Origin of the sequence: Streptomyces sp. NPDC002825 (assembly GCF_040295385.1) — a bacterium.
Classification (GTDB): Bacteria; Actinomycetota; Actinomycetes; order Streptomycetales; family Streptomycetaceae; genus Streptomyces.
The window spans coordinates 15,792-41,358 of sequence record NZ_JBEOVH010000029.1; the positions used below are offsets into that span (position 1 = coordinate 15,792).

A 25,567-nucleotide genomic window follows, 5' to 3' on the forward strand; every position below is an offset into this window, starting at 1 on the left:
TGGTCAGGCGGCCGGCTTGCCCGGCTGGTCGTGCGTCGAGCAGTGGATGCCACCGCCGCCGGACGCGATCGTGTCGATCGGGACCTGCACGATCTCCCGCTTGGGGAAGTGGTCCCGGAGGATGCCGCGGGCGCGGTCGTCGGCCTTCCGGTCACCGAACTTCGGCATGAAGACGGAGTCGTTCGCGACGTAGAAGTTGGCGTACGTCGAGACGAAGTCGTCGCCCTCTCCGGTGATCCTTTCGAGGTCAGGCTGCGGCAGGTCGACGATCTCGAAGCGCCGGCCGCGGGCGTCGGTCGCCTTGCTCAGTACCGAACGGGCCTGGTCGGCCGAGCGGGACCAGGAGTCCGGGGGAGTGCCCGGGAAGGCCTGGTCGAGCAGGACCACGCCGGGCGCGGTGAACCGCACCAGGCTGTCCACGTGCGCGTCGGTGATGTCCTCGCCGCGGACGCCGGCCAGCCAGACGACCTTCTCCACGCCGAGCGTCTCGATGAGCTCGTCCTCGATCTGGTCCCGGCTCTTCCCGCGGTTGCGGTTGTCGTTGACGATCGAGCTCTCGGTGACGAGGAGGGTGCCCTCGCCGTCCGTCTCGAAGGAGCCGCCCTCGGCGGTGAGCGGCGCCTGCTCGCGGGGGATGCCGTACTTGGCGAGGAGCCTGCGGCCGACCTGGGCGTCGTTGGTGTGCGTCTGCTTGTTGCCCCAGCCGTTGAAGTTGAAGTCGATGCCGACGAGCTCGCCGTCGTCCTCCACGAAGACGGGCACGATGTCGCGGGCCCACAGGTCGTCGACGGCCATCGGGATGACCTCGACCTGCGAGCCGCAGGCCCGCTGGGCCGCCGCTTGCTGGTCGGGGCGGGCCATCATCACGACGGCCTCGTACTCCGAGACGGCCCGGGCGATGCGGGCGATGTCCTCCCGTACGTAGGGCAGGTCGCCCTCCCAGACGGCGGCGAGGGCGGGCCAGGACATGAACGTACGGGTGTGGCTCTCCCACTCGGCGCCGAAGCGGCGCGAGCCGTCCGCGGCGGGGGAGGCCGGGGTACGTCCCGTGCCGGGGGCGGTGCCGCCCTGCGCGGCCTCCTCGGGGCCGCAGGCGGCGGCGCCGAGCGCGAGGGCGCCGCCGATTCCGGCGAAGGCCCGCAGGGCGGTGCGGCGGGAGGGGGAACGGTGGGACACGGTGTGCTCCGATCATGGGCTGGCGAGACTGTCCGGCGGCGGGCGGATCGCGTGACGCGCGGCGGGAATCGCGGGCCTGGCCTCACACGGTGGCGAGCGTCCGGGGGCGGGCGTCGCGGAGGCGTGAGTGGGGGTGGCCGTCGACGCCACTCTGACACTGACCGGATTTTCAGTCAAATGGTCGTCGCGGTGTGGCGGGTGAGGTGTCGCCCGGTCGGCGCCGGATGGGGGTGCGGCCCTTCTGTGGCCTGGCCCGTGGGGCGGTCGTCTCGACCTGTATTGACTGAAACTTTGGTCAACGGCACGATCGTGCCCATGTCCTCCACGTACCCTCCCGGGCCGCGGCCCGCCCCCGGGCCGCCGGCGCCCGACGACCCCCGAGAGATCGGCGGTTACCGGATCCAGGCCCGGCTCGGCGCCGGCGGCATGGGCGTCGTCTACCTCGCCCACACCCCGGGCGGGCGGCCCATCGCCCTCAAGGCGGTGCGCGAGGACTTCGCCGCCGACCCCGAGTTCCGGCGGCGCTTCGCCCAGGAGGTCGCCAGCGCGAGTCGCATCCACGGCCTCTTCACCGCGCAGGTCGTGGACCACGGAGCCGACGACCCCGTCCCCTGGCTCGCCACCGCGTACGTCCCCGGCCCCTCCCTCCAGCAGGTCGTCGAGCGCCACGGCCCGCTCCCCGTCCGTACGGTGCTGCTCCTCGTCGCCGGAATCGCCGAGGCCCTCCAGGCCATCCACGGCGCGGGCGTCGTCCACCGCGACCTCAAGCCGGCCAACGTCCTGATCGCCGAGGACGGCCCGCGCGTCATCGACTTCGGCATCGCGCGGGCGGCCGACGCCACGGGGCTCACCGGCACCGGCCTGACGATCGGCACCGCCGCGTACATGGCGCCCGAGCAGGCGCTCGGCCTCGCCGTGACGCCCGCGACCGACGTCTTCGCGCTCGGCGCCCTCGCCGCGTACGTGGCCGGGGGAGCGCTGCCGTTCGGCGCGGGACCCGAGTCGGCCGCGCTGTACCGCGTGGTCCACGAGCCGGCCGACCTGTCCCGCGTCCCCGTCGAGCTGCACGCCCTCCTGGAACGCTGCCTGGCCAAGCACCCCGAGGAACGCCCCGCCCCGGCCGAACTGATCGCCGCCGCGCACGCGCACCCGGCCGTCGGCCCCGCCCCGGAGTTCACCGAGGGCTGGCTGCCGGGGGCGGTACGGCGGGAGCTGCCGGGCGGAGGCGGCTGGGGGCCGCAGGACGGCGGTTCGGGGCCGCCCGATGCGGGGTGGGGGTCGCCGGATGCCGGCCGGGGATCGTCCGATGCGGGGTGGGGGTCGCCCGAGGCCTGCCGGGGATCGTCCGCTTTCCTCCGTACGCCGTCGCCCTCCCTCCACGACCGGCCCACCCGCGCCGCCATGGCCGTCCCCGTGCCCACGCTGCGGGTGCCGCAGCCCGGCCCCGGGGACGACCGCGCCCCCGGCGGACCGCCGGCGCGCCGGTCGCCTCGCCGTCGCGGGCGTACGGCCCTGATCGCGGGGGCCGCCGCCGTCGGTCTGCTCGCGGCGGCGGCCGGGGCCGTGTACTACCTCGACGGGACCGGAGCGCCGTCCTTCACCCCGGGATACGCCGACGTCGAGCTGACCGCCCCGGACGACGCGTACGAGTTCGACCTCGGCGCCGGGAAGGTGGTCCCCGCCGAGACCTCCGACTGGTACCTGACCCGCGAGAAGGGCGCCTTCGTGCTGCCCGAGGAGGCCGACGCCTTCGTCTCCTCCGGATACGTGCTGAGCCCCGAGGACTGCGAGCGGGGCATCGAGACGGAACCCGTCTCGAGCCTCCCCCTCGACGACCTCGCCGAAGAACGGCCCTTCTGCGTCCGCAGCCCCGACGCCCGGCGCTTCGTCATCGCGCGGCTCGTGGAGGGGGCGCCGGGCGAGGGCCCGGTCACGGTGGTCCTCAGCCAGTACCGGAAGGACGGATGATCACTCGGTGCGCCGCTCCGGATAGGGTTCATGGCATGGCGTCTCGTAGTACTCAGATCCTTGAAGCGGCCGCACGGGTGATCGCCCGGCGCGGGGTCCGCGGGCTCCGCGTGGAGGAACTGGCCGCCGAGGCGGGGGTCTCCACCGGCCTGATCTACTACCACTTCAAGGACCGCACCGGCATCCTGCGCCACACGCTGGAGTTCATCAACGCCCGCGCCGAGCGGTACACCACCGAGCGTGACCCCGGCGCCGAGCCCCTCGGCCCGCGCGAGGAGCTCGACCAGGTCCTCCTCCTGGAGCTCCAGGACACCCCGGAGGTACGGGAGAACAGCTCGGCCTGGGGCGAGCTGCGGGCCAGCGCCGTCTTCGACCCCGTCCTGCGCGAGGACCTCGCCCGCGCGACCCTGGTGTGGGTGCAGGAGGTGGCCGGGCTCCTGGGCCAGGTGCGGCCCATGGCGCCCGCGGCCGCGCTCGCCTCGGCGGCGGAGCGGCTCACCGCCCTGCTCGAAGGCCTGAGCATGCGCTGGCTGAGCGGCGGCCTGACGATCGACCACGCGCGCACCCTCATGCGCGAGGCCGTCGAGGTGGAGCTGACCGGGCTGGGCGGGCCGGCCGAGCCCTCAGAGGAGCCCGGCCCGCGCCCGTAAGAGGTCCCGGCAGGTGTCCCGCAGAGACCGGCAGGCGTCCCGCAGAGACGTCCCGGCGGACGCCTGGGCAGGCGTCCCGTAGAGACCGCCAGACGTCCCCGGATCAGCCGACGTGGACGCGGGGGCGGCGCTCCCGGTCGGGTTCCGCCTCGCGCAGGATCTCGCGGGTGGTGGGGGCGACCTCTCCGCGGCCGAGGAGGAAGAAGCGGAAGAAGTTGGCGAAGGGGTTGCCCTCGGTCCACTCGAAGTAGATGTGCGGGCGGACGCCGGTGACGTCCCGCGCGTGGAGCAGCAGGGCCGCGAGGGCGTTGGGCACGGAGGAGCTCTCCACCGTCAGGACCCGGAAGCGGTCGTGGAGGACTTCGCCCTTCACGGTCAGTCCGGCCTCGAACTCGGACGGGTCGGTGACCGTCACCTCGACGAAGACGAAGTCCTCGGCGCCGGGGATGTCGTTGTCGGCGCGGATCTGGTCCTTCTTCGCCCGGTACTCGTCGGCGTCGCGGTTGCCCGGTTCGTTGGCGATGAAGCGGGGCGTGCGGCGCGAGATGTCCTGGATGAACCGCTCGGCCATCTCGTCGAGCTCGATGTGGGTGACGCGCAGCTCGAAGGCGCGGCCGAGCCGGGACAGCAGCGAGATGAGGATGATGCCGGCGATGAAGCAGGCACCGATCTTCACGCCGTCGGGGCGCTCGATGACGTTGACGACGGTGGTGTAGAGGAAGACGGCGGAGATGACGCCGAAGGCGACGGTCCAGCCGCGCTGCCCGGCCTTGCGCGCGGCGATCGTCACCGCGATGGCGGCCGAGCAGATCAGGACGAGGACACCGGTGGCGTACGCGCCGCCCTGGGCGTCGACGTCGGCGTCGAAGATCCACGTCACCAGGAAGGCGACCAGGGTGAAGACGATGACCATGGGCCGCACGGCGCGCGCCCAGTGCGGCGCCATGCCGTACTTCGGCAGGTAGCGCGGCATCAGGTTGAGCAGGCCCGCCATGGCCGAGGCGCCGGCGAACCACAGGATGGCGATGGTGGAGACGTCGTAGATCGTGCCGAAGGTGTTGCCCAGGTACTCGTGCGCCAGGTAGGCGAGGGCACGCCCGTTGGCCTGGCCGCCGGACTCGAACTCCTTCGCGGGGATGAGGACGGTGGTGATGAAGCTGGTGCAGATGAGGAAGACGCTCATGATGAGCGCGGCCGTGGTCAGCAGCTTCTTGGTGTCGCGGATGCGGCCGGTGGGCTTCTCCTCGGTGTCACCCGCGTCGCCCTGGACGTGCGGCATGACGGCGACGCCCGTCTCGAAGCCGGACAGGCCGAGCGCGAGCTTCGGGAAGACGAGCAGGGCGACGCCGACCATGGCGAAGACGTTCCCGTGCTCGGCGGTCAGAGCGGCGGTCCAGTCCGTGACGACATGGCCCTCGGTGAGGACGTGCCACAGGCCGGTGACCACGACGGCCACGTTCAGGGCGAGATAGACGCCGACGAGGAAGACGGCGACGCCGATGGCTTCCAGGAAGCCCTTGAGGAACACCGCTCCGAGCAGGGCGATCAGCACGAGCGTGATGATCATCTGCTTGTTGTGCAGTGCCTCCTCCAGGTGCGGGTTCTCGACGAGGTGGGTGGAGGCGTCCGCGGCGGACAGCGTGATGGTGATGAGGAAGTCGGTCGCCGCGAAGCCCAGCAGGGTCAGGACGAACAGCTTGCCCTTCCAGAAGGACAGCAGCCGCGACAGCATCGCGATCGATCCCTCGCCGCGCGGGCTCTCCTCGGCCACCCGGCGGTAGACGGGCAGCGCGCCCGCCAGGGTGACGATCACCAGGACGATCGTCGCGACGGGGGAGAGGAGTCCGGCGGCCAGGGCCGCGATGCCGGGCTGGTAGCCGAGGGTCGAGAAGTAGTCGACACCGGTCAGGCACATCACCCGCCACCAGCGCTGCCCCTTGTGCCCGGCGTCGGGCGCCGTCTCCTTGGGACGGGAGGGCTTGCCCTTCCCCATGTCGGAGAGGCCCTCCAGCATCCACGCGCGCAATCGTCCGGTGCGGGCGTCGTTCGTGGTGGCCATCGGTGTCCCTGGGGTGTCGGCGGTCGTCGACCTGTCGGTCGATTTTCGGCCATCAGATCGATGGCCGAGCAAGCCTAAACAGACCGCGAGCCGCCGACCGCCGGTCACGCGTCAGGGAAACGTCAAGATCCCCCTGTCGGACGTCGTACTTGTCACACCGGAAGCCTCCGCGGGGGGTGCTTGCGGGGTCCTTGTGGGGCTTCGTCTTCCGGGTGGGCCTCAGCGGCTGCCGAAGGCCTGTGTCCAGTAGGGGCCGCCGGAGGTGTGGAGCCCGATGCCGATCTCCTTGAAGCCGCAGTTGAGGATGTTCGCACGGTGACCGGGGCTGTTCATCCAGGACTCCATCACCTGCGCCGCGGTGGTCTGGCCCTTCGCGATGTTCTCGCCGTAGGACGACCAGGTGTATCCGGCGGCCGTGATGCGCTCCCCGGGGCCGTCGCCGTCGGGGTTGGTGTGGTCGAAGAAGTTCCGCGCGGCCATGTCGTCGGAGTGTCCCTGGGCGGCCTTGGTCAGCAGGGGGTGCTCGGTCAGCGGCCCGCAGCCGGCCTTGGCCCGCTCCTCGTTCACGAGGCTGATCACCTGCTGCGCGGTGGAACCGGAACCGGATCCGGATGACGTCGGCGTGGTGCGGGTGGGCGCCGGCGCCGATGTGGCGGTACGCGTCGGGCGGGGCGGCGCCGGCGGCGAGGTGCGGGCGGCGGTCGGGGTGGGGCGCGAGGGGGTCGGGGTCTTGTGGGGGGTCTTCGACGCCGTGGCCGACGGGGAAGGGGTGGCCGTGGCCGTGGCGGTCGCGCTCGACTCCTGAGCGGTGGGGAGCCCGGTGTCGGCGGGCGTGACCAGGGTCATGTCCCTGGCCTCCGTACTCTCGTCGGGCCCGCTGGTCAGGGTGAAGGCGCCGCCGGCGACCGCCACCACGGCTATGCCCGCCGCGACGACCATGCGCCTGCGGCCACGCCGGCGCTGCTGCCGACGCCGGCGACGGGTGGCGCGCGAGCTGCGGGGGCCGCGGACGGAGGGGGCCGAGCCGGGCGCGGACGAGGCACCCGGCCCGGACGGGGCGGCGGTTTCGAAGCCGACGGTCTCGAAACCGGATCCGGAATCAAAGCCGGCATCGGCGGCGGAATCAGAACCGGAATCGAAACCGGAACCGAAGCCGGCGCGCTCGCGGACGCCCGCGAGAACCAGCGCGGCCGGCGGCACCAGGAGCAGTCCGGCGAGCAGTCCTTCCGCCGGTACGAGCCCGCTCCACAGGCCCGCGCAGTACGCGCACGCGCGCGCGTGCCGGGCTATGCGCTTGCGCCACAGGGCGGACGGACGGCCGTCCCAGGCATCGGTCTCGTACCGCAGCGTGGCGCAGGGCGGGTTCTGTGACAGGGCCCGCACGACGACCCGGGCGCCTTCGAGGCGCTCCTTCATCCGCTGGACCCGCACCGCGGTGTGCTGCGGGGACAGCTGCAGGGCGGCGGCCACCTCGTGGCGGCTGACTTCGCCGGCACACTCCAGCCACCAGAGCGAGAGCAGCTCCCGGTCGTCGGGTTCCAGCCAGCGGGTCGCCTCCGCGGTCTCGCGCCGCTGGCCGGAAAGGTTCAGCCGGACCACGGCCAGCTCCACGAAATCGGACCCCGGCTGCGGGATCTCGCGGGCGTCGTCGAGGCCGCCCGAGGGGAGCCCGGCCTGCTGCTGCCGGTGCCAGTGGCTGCGGATGCCGTTCATGGTGATGGCGACCAGCCAGGACCTGAAACTGTCCGGGGAGCGCAGGTCGGCGAGTCCGGCGAGCGCCCGCAGCATCGTCTCCTGCACGACGTCGTCGACGTCGTGGTGACCGTTCATCGCCCGGCCCACGATGTTGTAGACGAGGGGCAGGTGGAGGGCGATGAGCCGGTCCTGCGCCCGCGGGTCTCCGCTCTGTGCGGCCCTGACCAGTTCCGTACCGTGCTGTGCGCCCATGCTCCGAATCACCCTGCCTGTTCCCGCTGTCGTCGACGGCCAACACGTGGGAGATCACGGGGAGGCGGTTCGATAACGGAAACTAGCGGAGCGATTCCGGATGAGCGCCCTTCCGTACGGCAGACCAGGAGGATCTCCGGGTCTTCGTGGCTTCTGCCCATACGAGCTCGCGTCGCGGTCCGGCAAGACTGCCAGGGCATGACGATCACCAGGCACATGACCGAGCACCGGGGAGGACCGCGCGATGAGCAGGCAGCAGTACGACGAGATCGGCGAGGCGTTCGAGGGCTTCAAGTCCCTGCCGCTGACACGGTACGGGGAGGTGCCCAGCTTCCTGGGCATGGTCGGTGACGTACGGGGCAGGTCGGTCCTCGACCTCGCCTCCGGCACCGGTTTCTACAGCCGGGAGTTCAGGCGGCGCGGCGCCTCCGAGGTGCTCGGCATCGACATCTCGGGCGAGATGGTCGCCGCGGCGCGGGCCTTCGAGGAGAGCGAGCCGCTGGGCGTGCGCTATGAGGTGGGGGACGTGTCCGAGCTGCGCGCGCTCGAACGGCGCTTCGACATCGCGCTGGGGGTCCAGCTGCTCAACTACGCGCCGGACATCGCCGCCATGGAGCGGATGTGCCGCCATGTGCACGGGAGCCTGAAGCCCGGTGCCGAGTTCTTCGTGCTCGCGCAGAAGCCCGACTACCGCTTCGACGGGCCGTCCCTGGCCAAGTACGGCTTCCTCTGCGAGGCGACCGGCGAGGAGATCGAGACCGGGCCGCGCGTCCGGATCACGGCGCTGCTCGACCCGCCGATCTCGTTCGTCGGCGCCTGCCCGCGCCGCGAGGTGTACGAGGGCTCCCTGCGCGCGGCGGGCTTCCGCGACCTGACGTGGGCCCCGCTCGGGATCTCCGAGGCGGGCGTCCGCGAGTACGGGGCGGAGTTCTGGGCGGACTGCCTCGCCAACCCGCCGTTCGAACTCCTTCGCTGCCGCGCCTGACGGCCCGAGGCCCTCGAACGGCCCGCGCCCGGATGCCCCGGCGGCGGGGCATGGGCAGGCTGGTGCTCCGGACCGGGCGCGCGCCCCGCGGGCGGCGCCCGGCACGGAGACACGGCCGAGGGAGCAGGGCAGGGGAGGACGGCATGACAGGGGAGGACGTCAAGGCGGGGGCAAGCATCGAAGGGAAACCCGGTCTCGCCGCGCGACTCCTCGCACGTCTGGCCCTGCTCACGGCGGCCGGATCGCTGGTCGTCCTCCTGCTCGCGCTCGGCGACGGCGGCCTTCTGATGGTGGGGACGGGGTTCCTGGGCCTGGTGCTCGGCGCGGCCGGGGTCTGGTGGTTCGTCGCGCACCGAGGCGCGGTACGCCTCATCGGGGCCCTCGTGGCGATCGCGGCGCCCCTCGGCGTCCTGGTCGTCTTCGCGTTCGGAGGGTTGTGGCGGACGGCCCTCATCCTGGGCCTGTGCTGGGCCGCGGCGCTGGCCTTCGCGCGGGAGGCGCTGCGCAGATCCCGCCCCAAGCGGTCGATGCCGGCGGTCGCGGCGGAGCCGCCGAAGAACCCGGTCCTGATCATGAACCCGAAGTCCGGGGGCGGGAAGGTCGGCCGCTTCCACCTGGTCGAGCGGGCGGAGGAACTCGGGGCGCGGGTGATCCTGCTCGACCCGTCCGCCCCGGCGGACGTCGCCGAACTGGCCCGCGGGGCGGTGGCCGAGGGCGCGGACCTCCTCGGCGTCGCGGGCGGCGACGGCACGCAGGCCCTGGTCGCGGCGGTCGCCGCCGACCACGACCTGCCCTTCCTCGTGATCTCGGCCGGCACCCGCAACCACTTCGCCATGGACCTCGGCCTCGACCGCTCCGACCCGTCCCGCTGCCTCGACGCGCTGACCGACGGCGAGGAGGTCCGGATCGACCTGGGCGACGTCGACGGCCGGGCCTTCGTCAACACCGTGTCCTTCGGTGTCTACGCCGACGTCGTCCAACACCCGGAGTACCGCGACGACAAGGCGGGCACGGCCCTCACCCTCATGCCGGACCTGCTCCTGGGCGATGCCGTACGGCGCCTCCACGCCCGGATCGACGACACGCCCCTCTCCGCCCAGCAGGCCGTTCTGGTCAGCAACAACCCGTACATCTCGCCCGACGACCTGTCCGGCGCCGGCCGCCGGCCCACCCTCGACGACGGCGAGCTGGGGGTCCTCGGCATCCGCGTGGAGGACGCGGCCCAGGCCGCCGACCTTGCCGTACGGGGCTCCCAGTCCACGGCCCTGACGGTCCGTACCGCCCACCGCGTCGAAGTGACCACCGATGAGGCCGAGATCCCGGTGGCAGTGGACGGCGAGGCCCTCCGCATGCGCACCCCCGTCATCTGCACCCTCCGCCCGGGCGCCCTCCGCGTCCGCGTCCCCCGCGACCGGCCGGGGGTTCCGGCGCCGGTACCGCCCGTGAGATGGCAGCACATCTTCGCCCTGGCACTCGGCCGAGCGCCCTGACGCCCACCCCGTTGTGGGCAGGCGTTCCGCAAGGGGCGATGGGGGTCCCCCCTGCTCGAGCGAAGCCGAGAGCTTGGGGGAGGGTGGGCACAACGGACGGCGCCCCTGCCGGCGTCAGAGGCTCCCGCGCCCTGACCCGCACCACGTTGTGTGCCGCCCCTCGGGGTGCGGGTCCAGGCGCGGAACGCGGAGGCGCCGCTAAGGGCGCCGTCCCGTGTGCCCACCCGTCCCGCCCTGCGGGACGATTGCCCACACGGGGGTGGGCCGGGGCACCGCCCAGCCGGGCGCGGGCCCACACGGCGGCGGGGCACCGCCCGCCCAGGCGCGGAGCCACACAGGCGGCGGGGCGCCGCCCGACCGGGCGCGCAGCCACAGCGGCCGGCACCGTGTCATCTCCTGGAAACACGGCAGTGTGAAGCTCCGTCCATGACCATCCGTATCGAGGAGAACCGCTCCCACCCCCGCCTCCCCGACCTCCTCGCCACCTACCACCTGGCCAACCAGGCCGAGCAGGACAGGTCCGTGGCGACGGTCGGCGAGCTCCCGGCCGTATACCGTGCCGAGGCCCAGGACCCCGCCGCCGTGTTCGCCGCCGACACCGTTCTGCTCGCCACCTCGCCCGGTGCGGACGAGCCCGTCGGCTGTGTCGTCCTCAAGGCTCCCCGCGAGGGCCGCGCGCCCGAGATCAAGCGGCTCTGGGTCGCGCCCGAGGCCCGGAGGAAGGGCGTCGCGAAGGCCCTCATGGCCGAGGCCCTGCGGCGGGCCGCGGACGCCGGCGTGCCCGCCGTGCGCCTCACCGTCTGGAACTGGCGGGAGGAGCCGCTCGCCCTCTACCGGAGCCTCGGCTTCGAGACCGTCGACTCCTGGGACGAGCGCCCGGACCTCCTCTGCCTGGAGCGGCGGCTCGACGTCATCGAGCGGCTGTCGCCCGAGGCCGTACGCGCCCACGCCCCCGCCGGACTCGCCGAGCTCCTCGTGGACGCCGTGGACGGCGGGGCCTCCGTCGGCTTCCTGGCGTCCCTGGAGCCCGCCGAGGCGGCCGCGTGGTGGTCCCGCGTCGCCGAGGAGGCCGCGGAGGGCGCGCGGGACGTCTGGGCCGCCCGAGCGCCCGACGGGCGCCTCAGCGGCGTCGTCACCCTCGTCCGTACCGGCACCGCCAACGGCCGGCACCGCGGCGAGATCGCCCGGCTCCTCGTCCACCGCTCCGCCCGCGGCCGGGGCCTCGGGCGCCGGCTGCTCGCCACGGCCGAGGCCCACGCCGCCGCCACCGGCCTCCGGCTGCTCGTCCTGGACACCCAGACCGACAGTCCGGCCGAGCGTCTCTACCGGGGCGCGGGCTGGACCGCCGCCGGGACGATCCCGGACTTCGCCGCCGACCCCGCCGGCACGCTGCGCGCCACCACGCTCTACTACAAGCGGCTCTAGGGCACGCGAAAGGGCCCCGGGAGGCGGTTCGCCTCCCGGGGCCCTTCGTACGCTGTCGCTGTCCGCTACGGCAGCTGAGCCGCCCGCGCCTCCCGGCTCTCACGCCGGTTGCCGCGGAAGGTGTTCACCCGGCGGGCCGTCGCGAAGAGGGGGATCACGGCGCCCATCACGACCTGGAGCGCGCAGCCGGTCTGGAGCAGGAACGCCCCGCCCGGAGCGTCGAACGCCCACGCCGCCAGCATCGCCATCGCACCGACGATCCAGCTGAGCATCGCCACCGCGAGGACACCCCGCGGCTTCGGGTACTCGACCCGGCTGACCATCAGCCACGCCACTCCGATGATCGCGAGCAGCGTCGGGATGAAGGGCAGCTCCAGCAGCACGATCGAGACGACCGTCAGCGCGCCGAAGGGGCTCGGCATGCCCTGGAACATGCCGTCCTTCATCGTCACGCAGGAGAACCGGGCCAGTCGCAGGACCACTGCCAGCAGCACCACGATCGCGGCGACCGCCGAGACCTTCTGCTGCGCGTCGTCCGCGACCATGCCGTACACGAGCACGAAGTAGGCCGGGGCCAGACCGAAGCTGATCAGGTCCGACAGGTTGTCGAGCTCGGCGCCCATCGGCGAGCTGCGGAGCTTGCGCGCCACGATGCCGTCGAAGAGGTCGAAGATCGCCGCGGCGAGCATCAGGATCACGGCGGTGGCGGCGCTGTTGCGCGCCATGCCGGTCTCGCTGCTGCCGGTGAGGTGCGGGATGAGGATGCCGGTGGTGGTGAAGTACACCGCCATGAAGCCGCACGTGGCGTTACCGAGCGTGAGGGCGTCCGCTATGGACAGCCTCAGCGACAGCGGCATCTCCTCGGCCTCTTCGGCCGCCTCCGCCTCGGCGTCGGCGACCCAGTCGGCGGCCCGTGTGTCGGGATCAATCACGGTCAATGCGAGTCACCCCCGCTGTGGTGGGCTGGCCGACCTCGACCGCGACCTCGACACCCTCGGGGAGGTAGATGTCGACGCGCGAGCCGAAGCGGATCAGACCGATGCGGTCACCCTGCTCGACCTTCGTCCCCTGCGGGATGTACGGCACGATCCGCCGGGCGACGGCGCCCGCGATCTGGACCATCTCGATGTCGCCGAGCTCGGTGTCGAAGTGCCAGACAACGCGCTCGTTGTTCTCGCTCTCCTTGTTGAACGCCGGGACGAACCCACCGGGCACGTGCTCCACGGACGTCACCGTGCCGGCGAGCGGGGCGCGGTTGACGTGGACGTTCAGCGGGCTCATGAAGATGGCGACCCGGGTGCGTCCGTCCTTCCACGGCATGATGCTCTGCACCACACCGTCGGCGGGGGAGATGACCCGGCCCTGAGCGATCTCACGCTCGGGGTCGCGGAAGAACCAGAGCATGCCGGCCGCGAGAGCGGTGGTCGGCACGGCGATGGCCGCGGCGCGCCTCGACTTGCGGGAGCGCGCGAGGCTGAGTGCCGCGGTGGCGACGGTCGGCAGAAGCCACGGCGATGCTCCGCGTGCGATGCGTGCGCCCTTGAGGCTGTCGCGATGTGCAGAGGTTCGACTGTCGGGCATGGATGACCTTCGTAGCGGATGATGCCGCACTGGCAACGGGGGACGGCGGCTTTCCGGCGATGCTATCGGTTGCGGGGCGCAACTGGGCAAGCCAGGAACCGAGTCGACGGCCGGAAGACGAACACAGGGTGTGATCTTCTTCGCGGCCGAACCGACTCAAAAAGGACAATCAGCCCTGGAACCGGTACTCCTCCAGGAGCCGACGACCAATGATCATTTTCTGGATCTCGGCGGTACCTTCACCGATGAGCAGCATCGGCGCCTCGCGGTAGAGACGCTCGATCTCGTACTCCTTGGAGAAGCCGTAACCGCCGTGGATGCGGAAGGCGTCCTCGACGACCTCCTTGCAGTATTCGGAGGCGAGGTACTTCGCCATCCCTGCTTCGAGGTCGTTTCGTTCCCCGGAGTCCTTTTTGCGTGCTGCATTCACCATCATGGCATGGGCGGCCTCGACCTTGGTAGCCATCTCGGCCAGCTTGAACTGAATCGCCTGGTGCTGGGCGATCGCCTTGCCGAAAGTGTGACGTTGCTGGGCATAAGAGACACCCAGTTCGAAAGCACGCTGCGCGACGCCGCAACCACGGGCCGCCACGTTCACGCGGCCGACCTCGACGCCGTCCATCATTTGGTAAAACCCTCGGCCGGTGACCCCGCCGAGCACGCGATTGGCCGGAATGCGCAGTCCGTCCATGATGAGTTCGGTCGTGTCGACGCCCTTGTAACCCATCTTGTCGATCTTCCCGGGGATGGTGAGGCCCGGGCGGACCTCTCCGAAGCCGGGCTCCTTCTCGACGAGGAAGGTCGTCATCGACTTGTGGGGGGCCGTGCCCTCCGGGTGTCCTTCGTCACTTCGGACGAGAACGGCCACCAGCGTTGACGTCCCGCCGTTCGTCAGCCACATCTTCTGGCCGTTGAGGACGTACTCGTCGCCGTCCTTGACCGCCTTCGACGTGATCGCCGACACGTCCGAGCCCAGGCCCGGCTCCGACATGGAGAAGGCGCCGCGCGTCTCGCCGGCCGCCATCCGCGGAAGGAAGTACTCCTTCTGCTCCTGGGTGCCGTGCTGCTTCAGCATGTACGCCACGATGAAGTGCGTGTTGATGATGCCGGAGACCGACATCCAGCCACGGGCGATCTCCTCCACGCACAGCGCGTAGGTGAGCAGCGACTCGCCCAGGCCCCCGTACTCCTCGGGGATCATCAGGCCGAAGACGCCGAGCTCCTTGAGCCCGTCGACGATCTGCTGCGGGTACTCGTCGCGGTGCTCGAGCTCCGTCGCGACCGGGATGATCTCCTTGTCGACGAAGTCCCGGACCGTGGCGAGGATCTCCTGCTGCACATCGGTCAGACCGTGGGTCTGGGCGAGTCGCGCCATGACTACTTCCCCTGTTCCTTCAGCTCGGGGCGGCCGGGCTGCTCGCCGCCGCGCTCCTTGATGTACGTCTCGGTGGGGACCATCACCTTGCGGCGGAAGACGCACACGAGGGTGCCGTCCTGCTTGTAGCCCTTGGTCTCGACGTAGACGATGCCGCGGTCGTTCTTCGACTTCGACGGGGTCTTGTCGAGCACGGTGGTCTCGCCGTAGATCGTGTCGCCGTGGAAGGTCGGCGCCACGTGCCGCAGCGACTCGATCTCCAGGTTGGCGATGGCCTTGCCGGAGACGTCCGGCACGGACATGCCGAGCAGCAGCGAGTAGATGTAGTTGCCGACGACGACGTTCTTGCCGAAGTCCGTCGTGTTCTCGGCGTAATTCACATCCATGTGCAGCGGATGGTGGTTCATGGTGAGCAGACAGAAGAGGTGGTCGTCGTACTCGGTGACCGTCTTTCCGGGCCAGTGCTTGTAGACGGCGCCGACTTCGAACTCTTCGTAGGTACGGCCGAACTGCATGGAACTCAGGCCTCCGGGATCTCGAACTTGCTGGTGCGCTGCATGCCGGCGGCGCGGCCCTTGCCGGAGATGACCAGGGCCATCTTGCGGGAGGCCTCGTCGATCATCTCGTCGCCGAGCATCGCGGAGCCCTTCTTCCCGCCGGCCTCGGAGGTGTAGTAGTCGTACGCGTCGAGGATCAGCTCGGCGTGGTCGTAGTCCTCCTGCGAGGGCGAGAAGATCTCGTTCGCGGCGGCGACCTGGTCCGGGTGCAGCACCCACTTGCCGTCGAAGCCCAGGGCCGCGGCGCGCTGCGCGACCGCCTTGTAGCCCTCCTGGTTGCGGATCTGCAGGTAGGGGCCGTCGATCGCCTGGAGGTTGTTGGCGCGGGCCGCCATCAGGATGCTCATCAGGATGTGGTGGTACGCGTCCGCCGGGTAGCCGGGCGGCTGCTCGCCGACGACGAGGGACTTCATGTTGATGGAGGCCATGAAGTCGGCCGGGCCGAAGATGATCGTCTCGACGCGCTGGGAGGCCTGCGCGATCGCGTTGACGTTGGTCAGGCCCTGGGCGTTCTCGATCTGCGCCTCGATGCCGATCTTGCCGACCTCGAAGCCCATGGTCTTCTCGATCTGGGTGAGCAGCAGGTCGAGGGCGACGATCTGCTGGGCGTCCTGGACCTTCGGCAGCATGATGCAGTCGAGGTTCTGGCCGGCGCCCTCGACGACCGTGACGACGTCACGGTAGGTCCAGTGGGTCGTCCAGTCGTTGACGCGGACCACGCGGGTCTTGCCGGTCCAGTCGCCCTCGTTCAGGAACTTCACGATGGTGTGCCGGGCCTCGGGCTTGGCCAGCGGGGCGCACGCGTCCTCCAGGTCGAGGAAGACCTGGTCGGCGGCGAGCCCCTGGGCCTTCTCGAGGAAGCGCGGGTTGGAGCCGGGGACCGCCAGGCAGGAGCGGCGGGGGCGGAGCCGGTTCACAGGGCTGGTCATGCGAGGACCTCCGTACTTTCCAGGGGGCTGAGCTTGTTCGCTTGCCGGATCTCGTCGACGATACGGCCGATGATCTCCGTGATACCGAAGTCCTTCGGTGTGAAGACGGCGGCGACACCCGCGCGCTTCAGTTCTGCGGCGTCGGCGTTCGGGATGATCCCGCCGACGATGACCGGGATGTCCGTCGCGCCCGCCTCGCGGAGGCGGTCGAGGACGTCGGGGACGAGCGCGGAGTGCGAGCCGGAGAGGATCGACAGGCCCACACAGTGCACGTCCTCCGCCAGGGCGGCGTCGACGATCTGCTCGGGCGTCAGCCGGATGCCCTGGTAGACCACCTCGAAACCGGCGTCACGCGCGCGTACGGCGATCTGCTCGGCCCCGTTGGAGTGCCCGTCCAGGCCCGGCTTGCCGACGAGCAGCCGCAGCCGGCCGACGTTCAGGTCCTCGGCGGTCCTGGCCACCTTGTCGCGGACCAGGGCGAGCGGGGTGCCCGCCTCGGCCGTCACGGCCACCGGGGCGGAGGAGACGCCGGTCGGGGCGCGGAACTCGCCGAAGACCTCGCGCAGGGCCCCGGCCCACTCGCCGGTGGTGACCCCGGCGCGGGCGCACTCCAGGGTGGCCTCCATGAGGTTCTCCGTGCCCTTGGCGGCCTCCTTGAGGCGCTCCAGGGCCTTGCAGGGCCGCGGGTGGTTGAACGGCGGCTGGTAGCGGTTGTCGCGCCAGGTCTTCATCGAGCCGACGACCCGGGCCTCGACGGCCGGGTCGACCGTCATGATCGCGGTGTCCAGGTCGGCGGTGAGGGGGTTCTCCTCGGTCGACTGGAAGATGTTGACGCCGACGATCTTGTCCTCGCCGGCCTCGATCCGGGCGCGCCGCTCGGCGTGCGAGGAGACCAGCTGCGACTTGAGGTAGCCGGACTCGACGGCCGCCATCGCGCCGCCCATCTCCTGGATCCGGTCGATCTCGGCCAGGCACTCCTCGACCAGGGCGTCCACCTTGGCCTCGATGACGTGCGAGCCGGCGAAGATGTCGTCGTACTCCAGGAGGTCGGACTCGTGGGCGAGGACCTGCTGGATGCGGAGCGACCACTGCTGGTCCCAGGGCCGGGGGAGGCCCAGGGCCTCGTTCCAGGCGGGGAGCTGGACGGCACGCGCGCGGGCGTCCTTGGAGAGGGTGACGGCCAGCATCTCCAGGACGATCCGCTGGACGTTGTTCTCCGGCTGGGCCTCGGTCAGGCCGAGCGAGTTGACCTGGACGCCGTAGCGGAACCGGCGCTGCTTGGCGTTCTCGATGCCGTACCGCTCCAGCGTGATCTTGTCCCAGATGCGGCCGAAGGCGCGCATCTTGCACATCTCCTCGATGAAGCGGACGCCCGCGTTCACGAAGAAGGAGATGCGGGCGACGACCTCGCCGAACCGCTCCTCGGGGACCTGCCCCGAGTCGCGGACCGAGTCGAGGACGGCGATCGCGGTGGCCATCGCGTACGAGATCTCCTGGACCGGCGTGGCCCCGGCCTCCTGCAGGTGGTAGCTGCAGATGTTGATCGGGTTCCACTTCGGGATGTGGTTGACCGTGTACGCGATCATGTCCGTCGTGAGGCGGAGCGAGGGGCCGGGCGGGAAGACGTGCGTCCCGCGCGACAGGTACTCCTTCACGATGTCGTTCTGGGTGGTGCCCTGGAGCTGGGTGATGTCCGCACCCTGCTCCTCGGCGGCCACCTGATAGAGCGCCAGCAGCCACATGGCGGTGGCGTTGATGGTCATCGAGGTGTTCATCTGCTCCAGGGGGATGTCCTGGAACAGCCGGCGCATGTCACCGAGGTGCGAGACGGGGACGCCGACCCGGCCGACCTCGCCGCGGGCGAGGATGTGGTCGGGGTCGTACCCGGTCTGCGTCGGCAGGTCGAACGCGACCGAGAGGCCGGTCTGACCCTTGGCGAGGTTGCGCCGGTACAGCTCGTTGGACGCCTCGGCGGTCGAGTGACCGGCGTACGTCCGCATGAGCCACGGCCGGTCCTTCTGGCGCTCAGTCATCTTCGGGACCTCAGATGTTCCGGAAGCGGTTGATGGCGTCGATGTGCTGGGCCCGGAGCTCCGGGTTGCTGACGCCCAGGCCCTCCTGCGGGGCGAGGGCGAGGACGCCGACCTTGCCCTGGTGGAGGTTGCGGTGGACGTCGTAGGCCGCCTGGCCGGTCTCCTCCAGGGAGTAGACCTTCGACAGGGTGGGGTGGATCTTGCCCTTGGCGATCAGGCGGTTGGCCTCCCAGGCCTCGCGGTAGTTCGCGAAGTGCGAGCCGATGATGCGCTTCAGCGACATCCACAGGTAGCGGTTGTCGTACTGGTGCATGTAGCCCGAGGTCGAGGCGCAGGTGGTGATGGTGCCGCCCTTGCGGGTGACGTAGACCGAGGCGCCGAAGGTCTCGCGGCCCGGGTGCTCGAAGACGATGTCGATGTCCTCGCCGCCGGTCAGCTCGCGGATCTTGGAGCCGAAGCGCTTCCACTCGCGCGGGTCCTGGGTGTTCTCGTCCTTCCAGAACTTGTAGCCCTCGGCGTTGCGGTCGATGACCGCCTCCGCGCCCATGGACCGGCAGATGTCGGCCTTCTCGGGGGAGGACACGACACAGATCGGGTTGGCACCGCCGGCGAGGGCGAACTGCGTGGCGTACGAGCCGAGTCCGCCGCTCGCGCCCCAGATGAGGACGTTGTCGCCCTGCTTCATGCCGGCGCCGTTGCGGGAGACCAGCTGGCGGTAGGCGGTGGAGTTGACGAGGCCGGGGGCCGCCGCCTCCTCCCAGCTGAGGTGGCCGGGCTTCGGCATCAGCTGGTTGGACTTGACGAGGGCGATCTCGGCGAGGCCGCCGAAGTTGGTCTCGAAGCCCCAGATGCGCTGCTCGGGGTCGAGCATCGTGTCGTTGTGGCCGTCGGAGGACTCCAGCTCGACCGAGAGGCAGTGCGCGACGACCTCGTCGCCGGGCTTCCAGGAGTTGACGCCCGGGCCGGTGCGCAGCACGACGCCCGCGAGGTCGGAGCCGATGACGTGGTACGGCAGGTCGTGGCGCTTGGTGAGCTCGGAGAGCCGGCCGTAGCGCTCCAGGAAGCCGAAGGTCGAGACCGGCTCGAAGATCGAGGTCCAGACCGAGTTGTAGTTCACGGAGCTCGCCATGACGGCCACGAGGGCCTCGCCCGGGCCGAGCTCGGGGAGCTTGACGTCGTCGAGGTGGAGCGACTTGCGCGGGTCCTTGTCGCGGCTGGCGACGCCGGCGAACATCTCGGCCTCGTCCTTGTGGACGGTGACGGCCCGGTACGACTCGGGGAGCTTGATGTTCGCGAAGTCGGCGGACGTGGAGTCCGGCGACTGGATCGCGTCCAGGATTTCCTTCACGGGTTGCCTCCGGCGGTGAGCGTCCTGAGGGAGGGACGCCAGGGGGTTACGACGGGAAGTGCTGCTGCTGTGGAGGTGTGCCGTCGGTTCGGCTGGGTGGTGCGGTGGCGGCGCTGTGTGGTGGAGCGCGAGGGTGCCTGTGACGCAGGCGTCCGGGCGCACCAACCGTCGGTTGGTGGGGACAGCCGGCGCGCGAGGTGTGTTCTCTGCGCGCCGGCCGCCCGGACAACATCAACGTATGGCACGCCGTGTCACCTGACAAGGCACTGCGTGCCAACAATTTCACTCAGATGCAATCTGCCCGTCACGGATGAGCGATGATCGATCGAAATGGCCCGTGAGCTGCGGGAACGCAAGGAGGGCCGCCCCCGGAAACCGGGGACGGCCCTCCTCGTGGAGCGGTGCTCAGGACTTCGTGAGCGCCTGCTGGATGGTCCGCATGACCTCGTCGAGCGGAGCGTCCGTACGCGCCACGGCGACCACGACGTCGCCCGTCGTGGACGCGGTCGCGGCGACCGGCTGCTCCGGCGCCGGCTCGGCGGCCGCGGTGCTCCCGGCGGGCGCCGGGCGGGCGCCTATGCCGGTGCCGAAGGTCTCCCGGACGATCGCGAAGGCGTGGTCGAGCTGGGCCTCCACGTCTCCCTCGCCGCCCGCCCGCAGCCAGCGGCGCAGTACGTGGTTGTGGGCGGTGACGACGGCCGACGCGGCCACCTCGGCGAGCAGCGGGTCGTCGTTGCCGTCGTGATGGTCCCGCTCGTCGAAGTGCCCGAGCAGATAGCGGGTGAAGAGCCGCTCGTAGCGGGCCACCGAGGCGATCTCCCGCTCCCGCAGGGTCGGCACCTCACGGGTGAGCCGGTAGCGCTCCACGGAGACCGCGGGGGACCCCGCGTACATCTTCATGACTTCCTTGATGCCCCGGCACACCGTGTCGAGCGGGTGCTCGTGCGGCGGGGCCGCGTTCAGCACCGCCTCCGCCCGCACGAGGGTGTCGTCGTGGTCGGGGAAGATCGCCTCTTCCTTGGACCGGAAGTGCCGGAAGAACGTCCGCCGCGCGACCCCGGCCGTGGCCGCGATCTCGTCGACGGTCGTCGCCTCGTACCCCTTGGTCGCGAAGAGCTCCATCGCCGCGGCGGCGAGCTCCCGGCGCATCTTGAGCCGTTGTGCGGCGGCACGCGTGCCCGCCGTGCTCTCCGGAGCGTCGGACGGGGACGTGGCACGGGGTGTCTTCGCGGCCTTGGGCATGGTCCGAACGTACTGCATCGGAGTGGGAGTGTGCCCAGGTGGGGGCGGGGAGACCCCCGGGGCACCGGCGGTGCCCGGGGGACTCAGCAGACCGCCCCAGCCGGCGGTACGGGGCTCAGCGTCGGGCATATTCGCGGAAGCCGCGACCCGTCTTGCGGCCGAGGCAGCCCGCCGCCACCAGGTGCTCGAGGAGCGGCGCGGGGGCCAGGCCCGGGTCGCGGAACTCGCGGTGCAGCACCTGCTCGATCGCCAGCGAGACGTCCAGGCCGACCACGTCGAGCAGCTCGAACGGGCCCATCGGGTAGCCGCCGCCCAGCTTCATCGCCGCGTCGATGTCGTCCAGGGACGCGTAGTGCTCCTGGACCATCTTGATCGCGTTGTTCAGGTACGGGAAGAGCAGCGCGTTCACGATGAACCCGGCGCGGTCGCCGCAGTCCACCGGGTGCTTCCTGATCTTCGCCGTGACCTCGCGGACCGTGGCGTGGACGTCGTCGCCGGTCAGGACCGTACGGACGATCTCGACGAGCTTCATGGCCGGCGCCGGGTTGAAGAAGTGCATCCCGATGACGTCCTGCGGGCGCGTGGTGGCCCGGGCGCAGGCGATGACGGGCAGCGAGGAGGTCGTGGTGGCGAGCACCGCGCCCGGCTTGCAGATCTTGTCGAGCCGCGCGAACAGCTCCTGCTTGATCTCCAGGTCCTCGGCGACCGCCTCGACGGCCAGGTCGACCTCGGCGAAGGCGTCGAGCGAACCGGCCGGGGTGATCAGGGCCAGCGTCTCGTCACGGGCCTCGCCCGTCATCCGGCCCTTGTCGACCGAGCGGGCCAGGGACTTGGCGATCCGCGCCTTGGCGGTGTCCGCCTTCTCCTGGGAGCGGGCGGCCAGCACGACCGCGTACCCGGCCTTGGCGAAGACCTCGGCGATGCCGGAGGCCATCGTGCCCGAGCCGGCGACGCCCACCGAGCGGACCTCGCGGCCGGTGCCCGTCCCGGCGGAGGTGAGCGGGGTCAGCGCGTCGCGCACGACCTCCCCGGAGCCCGGCGCCGCGTACGTGTAGAAGCCGCGGCCCGCCTTGCGGCCGGTCAGACCGGCCTCGCTGAGCTGCTTGAGGATCGGGGCGGGGGCGTGCAGCCGGTCGTGCGAGGCCGCGTACATGGCCTCCAGGACCGTACGGGCGGTGTCGACGCCGATCAGGTCGAGCAGCGCCAGCGGGCCCATCGGCAGGCCGCAGCCCAGCTTCATGGCCGCGTCGATGTCCTCGCGGGAGGCGTACTTGGCCTCGTACATGGCGGCGGCCTGGTTGAGGTAGCCGAAGAGCAGCCCGTCCGCGATGAAACCGGCCCGGTCGCCGACCGCCACCGGCTCCTTGCCGAGGTCCTGCGCGAGGCGGGTCACGGCGTCCACGGCGCGCGGGTCGGTCAGCACGGAGGAGACGACCTCGACCAGCTTCATGGCCTGGACCGGGGCGAAGAAGTGCAGGCCCAGGACCCGCTCGGGGTGCGCCGAGTCGGCGGCGAGCCGGGTCACGGAGAGCGCGTTGGTGCCGGTGGCCAGGATCGCGTCGGGCCGGACGATCCCGTCCAGGGCCCGGAAGACCTCCTGCTTCGCCTCGTACGACTCGGGCACGACCTCGATCACGAGGTCGGCCTCGGCGGCCGCCTGGAGGTCGGAGAAGGTACGGAAGCGGGCGAGGACGTCCTGCCGCTCCTCCTCGGTGATCCGCTCGCGGGCCACCGCACGGGCGGTGGACGCCTCCAGGGCGGCGACGGCCTGGGCGGCGGCGGTGTCGCTGATGTCGATGCCGATGACCTCGCGGCCGGACCGGGCGAGGACGTCGGCGATGCCCGAGCCCATGGTGCCGAGACCGACGACGGCGATGGTGGAGAGAGGGGTGTCCATCAGGGGACTCCAGAGGAAGAGTGACGACTGAGGGCAGTGCGCGCACGCGAAAGGGGCGCGGGAAAGAGCGAGGGCGATGCCCGGAAAAAGAGGGCCGTGCCCTGGAAAAGGAGCGACGGACTCTGTCCCGGAGCCACGTCGAAACTGCCGAACCGACAAGCGAACACAACGGCTGCGTCACCAGGCCGTCGTGCGAAGTGCGGGGGGTGCCCGCTCACCTGAGACTAACCGGCCGGTAACGAGCGCGCCAGTCCCGGGAAGTTGGGAAAGTGTGATCTGGATCGCGGATAGGGTCGGATTCATGGAAATCTCCGAGGACCCGGAATTCTGCTCGATGATCGATCGATTGCGGGACGAGATCGAGAATGACACCGGAGAAGTCCCGGAGGCATTCACGGAACTCGCCGCGACGCGCGATCGCGAGGAACTGCACCGCGTCCTCACCGCTTCCGGGCAGCCGCTCTGGGCGCGGGAGATCGCCGCCTACGTCCTCGGCGTCGGCGGCGACCCGCGTGCCTTCGAGGCCCTCGTCCTCCTTCTCAACCACCGCGACCCGGAGCGCTGCGTCACCGCCGCCCACGCCCTGGTCCGGCTGGGCGACCCGCGCACCGCGCGCGCGGCGGCCGCCCTCGCCACCAACGAACTCCGGGTCGCCTACGCGCTCCTGCCGGTCCGGCTGCTCGCCGAGCTCCGCGCCCCCGAGTCGGTCCCGGCCCTGATCACCGTCCTCGGACGGCGACTTCGGACCGACGACCCCCACTGGCGCGTCGGCCTCGCCTGCGTCGAGGGCCTCGGCGCGCTGGGCGACGCCAGGGCGCGTCCGGCCTTGGAGGCGGCTCTTCCGCACCCCCGCCTCGGCGCCGAGGCCCGCCGGTCACTGACCCGGCTGGACCCCGGCCGCTGACTCCGGACGCGGACGGGCTCCGTCCGGGATCGCCGAGTCCGGGCGCCGCCGACTGGCTCCGTCCGGGATCGTCGGCTCCGGGCGCGGACGGGCTCCGTCCGGGATCGCCGAGTCCGGACGCCGTCGACGGACTCCCGACGGGATCAGCGTGCCGGCCGCCGCGAGGACGGCCGGGAGCGCCGCCACGGCGAAGCACACGGACAGCGGCAGCCGGCCCACCAGGAGACCCGCGCCGGCCGTCGCCGCCGTCGTGCCCGCGTTGAAGGCGGTGTTGACCCAGGCTCCCGCCCGGGTGCGCTGGCCCGGGTCCACGGACTCGTCGGCGAGGAGATAGGCGCTCGTGATCGCCGGTGCCAGGAACAGACCGCCGAGCGTCACCCACCCGGTCAGCGCGTACGGATGCGGGGAGAGCCCCGCCACCCCGAGGACCGCACCGAGACAGAGGGCGAGCGCCGACAGGCGCGTGCCGGTGGATCCCGGCCAGCGCACCGCGCCGTACACGAGACCGCCGACCGCGCTGCCCGCCGAGAGGGCGGCCATGGCCCACGGCACCGCCCCCGGCCGGTGGTGCGCGTCGGCGAACGCGATCACCAGCAGTTCGACGGCGCCCAGGCACATGCCGACCGCGGCCGCCACGACCGCCGCCCCGAGCAGCCCCGCACCGGGGGCGCCCGGTCGTGCCGCCGCCTTCTCCGGCGCTCCGGCCTCCCGCTCCCCGGCCCCGCTCCGTACCGCCGGCGAGGTGACGAGCGCGAGCGTGCCGGTCAGGACGAGCCCGGCGCTCACCGCGAGCCCGGCCGGCGCCGACGCGTACCGCACAAGGAGTCCCACCAGCAACGGGCCCGTGACGAAGAGGAGTTCCTCCGCCACCGTGTCCAGGCTGTACGCGCGCCGCAGCAGGTCCCGGTCGGGGAGCAGCGCGCTGAACAGCGCCCGCGTCACCGGACCGAGCGGCGGAGTCAGAGCCCCCGCGCAGGAGGCCAGGAGCACCAGAGCGAGCGCCGGGGTCGCGGGCCGGGCCGTCGCCGCGGCGAGCGCGAGGAGCAGCAGCGCGTACGCGGCGGCCAGCGGGATCAGGGCGCGGCGCGGCCCGAAGCGGTCGACGAGTCCCGCCCGCACGGGCGACAGCAGGACACCGGTCAGCCCGAACGCGGCCATGGCCGTGCCGGCGGCGGCGTACGAGCCGGTACCGGCCTTGACGGAGAGGATCAGGGAGAGCGGGGCGGTGCCGTAGGACAGCCGCCCGATGAGGGCCGAGCCGAAGGTGCGGCGGACGTACGGGGTGCGCAGCACCGCCGCGTAACCGGGCACGGGGGCGTGGGCAGGGGAGGTCACGGACATGACGGAGTTCCTCGGAGAGGGCGCCGGGCGAGGGCCTGCGGCGCCGGGGCGTGCGGGGACGGCGGGACACCGCGCCCGGCTGGGCACGGTCGTCGGATCGCCGACTCCTACGCACGGAAGAGGAACATGCGCGTCAACGTAGCAAACGGAGCTCCGCCCCGGCCTCGGCGGGTGCCGCTCCGGCCTGCTCCGGGACCAGGGCGAAGGCCTCGATCTCCACGAGCAGTTCGGGCCGGACGAGCGCGGAGACCTGGACCGCCGAGCTCGCCGGCAGGGGCGCGCCCGCGAAGTGGGCGTCCCGGGCGTCCCGCACGGCGGGGAGGTGGGCCACGTCCGTGACGAAGTACGTCAGCTTCACGACGTCCCCGAAGCCCGCGCCGGCCGCCGCGAGGCAGCGCTCCAGGTTGGCGAAGACCTGGTGGGCCTGGGCCGCCGCGTCGCCCTCCCCGACCACGGCCCCGGAGGCGTCGAGGGCGCACTGCCCGGATATCGCGACGAACCGTCCCGTGCCCCACACGACGTGGCTGTACTGGGGGCTGGGCGCGAGGCCGTCGGGCGCGGGCACGTGGGTGAGGTGGCTCGTCATGCCCCACATCTTCGCGCACGCCACTGACAGTGCCCGCGACCCCTTGCGGGACGCGGGCACCGTGGGGTTCGGGA

20 protein-coding genes are annotated in these 25,567 nt (G+C 71.6%); 6 read left to right on the forward strand and 14 right to left on the reverse strand.

The genetic code is table 11. The features are described 5' to 3' along the window. Positions 1-3: 3 nt before the first annotated feature. The gene (locus ABT041_RS29765; protein WP_351190212.1) at positions 4-1,176 is read right to left on the reverse strand and encodes an agmatine deiminase family protein; all 1,173 of its coding nucleotides are present in this window, start codon (positions 1,174-1,176) and stop codon (positions 4-6) included. 315 nt (positions 1,177-1,491) lie between these two features. Between ABT041_RS29765 and ABT041_RS29770 the strand changes: the two genes are divergently transcribed. Beyond that, positions 1,492-3,144 carry a serine/threonine-protein kinase gene (locus ABT041_RS29770; RefSeq protein ID WP_351190215.1) on the forward strand — a complete coding sequence of 551 codons (1,653 nt, stop codon included), beginning with the start codon at positions 1,492-1,494 and terminating at the stop codon, positions 3,142-3,144. A gap of 35 nt (positions 3,145-3,179) precedes the next feature. Continuing rightward, the gene (locus tag ABT041_RS29775) at positions 3,180-3,794 is read left to right on the forward strand and encodes a TetR/AcrR family transcriptional regulator (RefSeq protein ID WP_351190218.1); all 615 of its coding nucleotides are present in this window, start codon (positions 3,180-3,182) and stop codon (positions 3,792-3,794) included. A gap of 103 nt (positions 3,795-3,897) precedes the next feature. Here the strand turns inward: ABT041_RS29775 and ABT041_RS29780 are convergent, their stop codons facing one another. After that, positions 3,898-5,853, reverse strand: coding sequence for an APC family permease (locus ABT041_RS29780; RefSeq protein ID WP_351190221.1), 1,956 nt, complete (start codon positions 5,851-5,853; stop codon positions 3,898-3,900). Between the two features lie 219 nt (positions 5,854-6,072). Beyond that, entirely contained in the window at positions 6,073-7,800 is a 1,728-nt protein-coding gene (locus ABT041_RS29785; RefSeq protein ID WP_351190224.1) for a sigma-70 family RNA polymerase sigma factor, read from the reverse strand. A 244-nt stretch (positions 7,801-8,044) separates the two neighbouring features. Here ABT041_RS29785 and ABT041_RS29790 point away from each other — a divergent pair, with 244 nt between their 5' ends. From ABT041_RS29790 to ABT041_RS39125, 3 genes are all read left to right on the forward strand, one after another. Beyond that, positions 8,045-8,785, forward strand: a complete 741-nt coding sequence (locus tag ABT041_RS29790; protein ID WP_351190227.1) for a class I SAM-dependent methyltransferase — start codon at positions 8,045-8,047, stop codon at positions 8,783-8,785. 143 nt (positions 8,786-8,928) lie between these two features. Next, the gene (locus ABT041_RS29795; protein WP_351190230.1) at positions 8,929-10,275 is read left to right on the forward strand and encodes a diacylglycerol/lipid kinase family protein; all 1,347 of its coding nucleotides are present in this window, start codon (positions 8,929-8,931) and stop codon (positions 10,273-10,275) included. Positions 10,276-10,701: 426 nt separating this feature from the next. Further along, complete coding sequence (locus tag ABT041_RS39125) at positions 10,702-11,700, forward strand: GNAT family N-acetyltransferase (RefSeq protein WP_502976622.1); 999 nt, start codon at positions 10,702-10,704, stop codon at positions 11,698-11,700. Positions 11,701-11,765: 65 nt separating this feature from the next. Here ABT041_RS39125 and pssA read toward each other — a convergent pair whose 3' ends face one another. The 9 genes from pssA to ABT041_RS29850 all read right to left on the reverse strand — a co-directional run bounded on the left by pssA (position 11,766) and on the right by ABT041_RS29850 (position 22,662). Continuing rightward, positions 11,766-12,632: a CDP-diacylglycerol--serine O-phosphatidyltransferase gene (gene pssA, locus ABT041_RS29810; protein WP_351190376.1), complete on the reverse strand. Its 867-nt coding sequence runs from the start codon at positions 12,630-12,632 to the stop codon at positions 11,766-11,768. Further along, positions 12,625-13,281 carry a phosphatidylserine decarboxylase gene (locus tag ABT041_RS29815; RefSeq protein WP_351190232.1) on the reverse strand — a complete coding sequence of 219 codons (657 nt, stop codon included), beginning with the start codon at positions 13,279-13,281 and terminating at the stop codon, positions 12,625-12,627. Before ABT041_RS29815 ends, pssA begins: the two co-directional genes overlap by 8 nt. A gap of 169 nt (positions 13,282-13,450) precedes the next feature. Beyond that, positions 13,451-14,656: an acyl-CoA dehydrogenase family protein gene (locus ABT041_RS29820; protein WP_017236794.1), complete on the reverse strand. Its 1,206-nt coding sequence runs from the start codon at positions 14,654-14,656 to the stop codon at positions 13,451-13,453. A gap of 2 nt (positions 14,657-14,658) precedes the next feature. Next, on the reverse strand, positions 14,659-15,171 hold the full coding sequence (locus ABT041_RS29825) for a MaoC family dehydratase (protein ID WP_015656728.1): 513 nt from the start codon (positions 15,169-15,171) through the stop codon (positions 14,659-14,661). A gap of 5 nt (positions 15,172-15,176) precedes the next feature. Continuing rightward, positions 15,177-16,142, reverse strand: coding sequence for an HpcH/HpaI aldolase/citrate lyase family protein (locus ABT041_RS29830; RefSeq protein WP_015037486.1), 966 nt, complete (start codon positions 16,140-16,142; stop codon positions 15,177-15,179). Next, positions 16,139-18,175: an ethylmalonyl-CoA mutase gene (locus ABT041_RS29835; RefSeq protein ID WP_351190236.1), complete on the reverse strand. Its 2,037-nt coding sequence runs from the start codon at positions 18,173-18,175 to the stop codon at positions 16,139-16,141. The genes ABT041_RS29830 and ABT041_RS29835 overlap by 4 nt, the downstream gene beginning before the upstream one ends. A 10-nt stretch (positions 18,176-18,185) precedes the next feature. Next, on the reverse strand, positions 18,186-19,523 hold the full coding sequence (gene ccrA, locus ABT041_RS29840) for a crotonyl-CoA carboxylase/reductase (RefSeq protein WP_041132020.1): 1,338 nt from the start codon (positions 19,521-19,523) through the stop codon (positions 18,186-18,188). A 405-nt stretch (positions 19,524-19,928) separates the two neighbouring features. After that, positions 19,929-20,765, reverse strand: coding sequence for a TetR family transcriptional regulator (locus ABT041_RS29845; protein WP_351190238.1), 837 nt, complete (start codon positions 20,763-20,765; stop codon positions 19,929-19,931). 115 nt (positions 20,766-20,880) lie between these two features. Next, on the reverse strand, positions 20,881-22,662 hold the full coding sequence (locus tag ABT041_RS29850) for a 3-hydroxyacyl-CoA dehydrogenase family protein (protein WP_351190240.1): 1,782 nt from the start codon (positions 22,660-22,662) through the stop codon (positions 20,881-20,883). Positions 22,663-22,963: 301 nt separating this feature from the next. On the opposite strand from ABT041_RS29850, the gene ABT041_RS29855 reads away from it, so the two are divergent. After that, a complete protein-coding gene (locus ABT041_RS29855; RefSeq protein ID WP_351190242.1) occupies positions 22,964-23,566 on the forward strand; it encodes a HEAT repeat domain-containing protein in 603 nt (200 codons plus the stop codon). Here the strand turns inward: ABT041_RS29855 and ABT041_RS29860 are convergent. Further along, the gene (locus ABT041_RS29860) at positions 23,537-24,907 is read right to left on the reverse strand and encodes an MFS transporter (RefSeq protein WP_351190244.1); all 1,371 of its coding nucleotides are present in this window, start codon (positions 24,905-24,907) and stop codon (positions 23,537-23,539) included. The genes ABT041_RS29855 and ABT041_RS29860 overlap by 30 nt on opposite strands. 133 nt (positions 24,908-25,040) lie before the next feature. Next, positions 25,041-25,493: a RidA family protein gene (locus tag ABT041_RS29865; RefSeq protein ID WP_351190246.1), complete on the reverse strand. Its 453-nt coding sequence runs from the start codon at positions 25,491-25,493 to the stop codon at positions 25,041-25,043. Positions 25,494-25,567: the final 74 nt, after the last annotated feature.